Source organism: Clostridium sp. Ade.TY (genome assembly GCF_000498355.1).
GTDB lineage: Bacteria > Bacillota > Clostridia > Clostridiales > Clostridiaceae > Clostridium.
On the sequence record NZ_AVSV01000008.1, the window covers coordinates 1 to 3,015 of the forward strand.

Annotated in this window: 1 protein-coding gene; it reads right to left on the reverse strand. The window is 29.5% G+C overall.

Annotation, left to right across the window (positions count from 1 at the left end; genetic code table 11):
• On the reverse strand, positions 1–3,015 hold a 3,015-nt coding region (locus O212_RS16640; protein WP_029699156.1), incomplete at both ends, for a hypothetical protein.

Consider the following 3,015-nt stretch of genomic DNA (forward strand, 5'->3'; position numbering starts at 1 on the left):
ATCAAACCATATTATACAATCACCGTTAGCATCTGTTCTACTTTGCTCTATAAGCATATCTGTAAACCAACATTCTGTGCTTTCTACTGCATTAAGAGCTAAATCTCCATAAATGGTATCTTTAACTATTCTATTTTTTCTACCAGTAACAGTTAAATCTCCTTGTATCTTCATATTAATTCCACTACCAGTATAAATATTTGAGTTGCCTTGTTCAGTCCAAAAATATGATCGTCCCTTTCCGTTGCTTAAGTTAAATTCATCAGGCTTAAATATCGCATAAAAATATTTATGATCCCATTTACTAAATCCTGTGTAATTTGCATCTAAATCAGCTGTCAAAGTTCCATTATCTTTATCCACTATTTTTAATCCATGTGCTGTTCTTATACTAAAGTTGCCATCACCATTTTCATACATACTATTTCTTCTTGTTTTTCCAAGCCACAAAACGTAGCCGCAAAGGCTAATTTCTTTATGAAATGCTATAGGAAATCCTGTTTCAAGGATATTGTCGTTGTCAAAAGTAACAAATGAATAACTTTTATTATCTTTTTTAAAAACTATATCAAAAGTTGAATTTTCTTCATGACCTATTGCTATACCTGGCTTTCTAGCATCTCTATCAGTTCTAGTAGAATAAATTGCTCCTACTGGGCTACTTCTTTCACTTCCTTCCCAATCAAAAAAACTTATTATAGCATTATTTATTTCTATTGCTCTAAATCCTGTACTCTTTGCAAATGTTGTTGCTCCATTTAAATTTATCTTGCTAGCATTTATTGAAATATTTTCTGCTGATTGATTTATAGCACTAATAATAGAACCTTTATCAGTTTTATTTGCTACTTCTAACTTAATTCCATTTAATCCTATATTTAAGCTACTTAATTGACTTTGCATAGAACTTACTGTACTTCCATCAGCTTTAGTATTTAATATACTTTGTACACTACTTACTGTTGCATTTATATTATTTGTTTTTTGTGTTAATGTACTTTCTACTGTATTAATTTTCTCTGTTACTGTAGTTATATTATCTTTAATTTCTTCTCCTATATCTTCAGGTGCAGGTGTCCAATCGGTAGCTTTATTACCTTTTTCGACTTTACAGTTAAGTATTTGAATTGTGCCTACTACATTTACAAATCCTAAATGAATGGCTATTTGATTATTTTTTCTCCAAATACCAGTATAATATAATTTTGAGTATTCATTACTTAGAGTTCCTTCAAGCGGACAATAACCAATTCCATTTTTAAGATAAATATTTGGCTTACTTGTAGTATCTTCAGATTTCATTGTAAAAGAAATTGTAAAATAATCACCTTCATTTAAATTATCTTCTATTCCTACATAAGTCTTTATAAAACCAGTAAACCAATTACCATTTCCTTTTATTGCGGTTATAGATAAAGTTCCGTCTGGATTTATCTTTGAACTTATTCCATTAGCACCTCCACCTGCATTAAATAAGTTTGAGTGTCTTAATAAATTTCTTCCACCAATCTGAATATTATTTACTGTTTTATCAATATCACTTTGACTTACTTTAGTTGAGATTTGACCTTTTAAAACATTAATAGAACTTTCTGCATTAGATACTCTTGTATTTACTGTTGTTATTTGAGCGTTAGTATAAGTCTTAGCATTATTTAAAGCACTATCCGCCTTTGATTGTGATCCTTGAGTATCTTCTATCTGTTCCCATTCGCTCCAATCAGTATTATTTAATCCATGTCTTTGATAAGTAGGATTATCACTACTTCTAAATATTTGAGTAGGATAACCACCAGAGCTATTATCCCAAGGTACTTTTGTTTCTAAAGTTCCATAAAAATTACTATTTGGTATTTTTATAGAACTAGCAAGTTTAAACTCTGTTATTGTTTGTCTTGGATAATTCACCATATACCAATCTGGAGTTTGATTGTCATTTCTAGTATCAGGGATTTTTCTAGCACCGACTATTGCTTCATTTTTCTTTTGCTCTGCAACTGAATTAGCATGACTATTAGCTGAATCTATAGCCTGTTGTTTTGCTGAATTAGTATATGAATTAGCACTTGTAATAGCTTCATTCTTTTTATTATCAGCATAACTCTTAGAACTATTAATAGCATCTGTTTTAGCTGTATTTATCTTATTACTTAAATCATTAGTTGTATTAGTTAAGTTAGTTGTTATTGTTTGTGTAGTAGAATTTAAACTATTAACACTAGCTTGTAAACTATCTTTAGTTTGAGTTAATTTTGTAGATACATCATTAATCTTGTTATTAGCAATTGTAATTTCTGTTGCATTGTCTTGTGTTAATTGAATAAATTTTCTTTTTTTAATTTCCTCTTCAACTTCAGGTGTAATTGTTCTAGGTTTAGGAGCGTAAAATTCATAAGCTGGCTTATAAAAAGAAATCATTTCTCCGTTATAAGCTATTTGTGGTGATGTAGGTTTTGGAATATCTTCTTTTTCCCAACCTATACTACTATCTAATGGTTGGTCAGAATACAAATGATATATTGCACCATTCTTTCCACCACCCCTTAAAAAGATAGCAAAAGCCATATTAGATGCACAATTGACTGCACCTGCAAACATTCTTGAATACATTTCTTCTAAATCATAAATATTCCAAGAGTAATTAGCGCCTCCCCAACCACCAAAATTAGCACTTATTAAAAGTTCTAATCCACCATGATGTGTTGCTAAATCAGGATTCCATTCTGAAGGAGCTTGCTCCCAATAACTTCTATTTATAAAAATCTTTCTTTTTACATTTTGATTTCCACCTTTTATAACTACTGGATAATATAAATTATAATCACCAAATACAATAATATCTTTTTTATATGCATATCCATAGTTTTCTGTTTTAGCTTTTATAATACTATTTTCTACATCAACTTGTCCTACTTTAGTATTTATCTGTTCTTTTAAAATATTAATTTCACTTGTAGCTTTACTTAAATTACTATTTGTTGTTGTCATTTGTGCAGTAGTAAATTCTTTAGCACT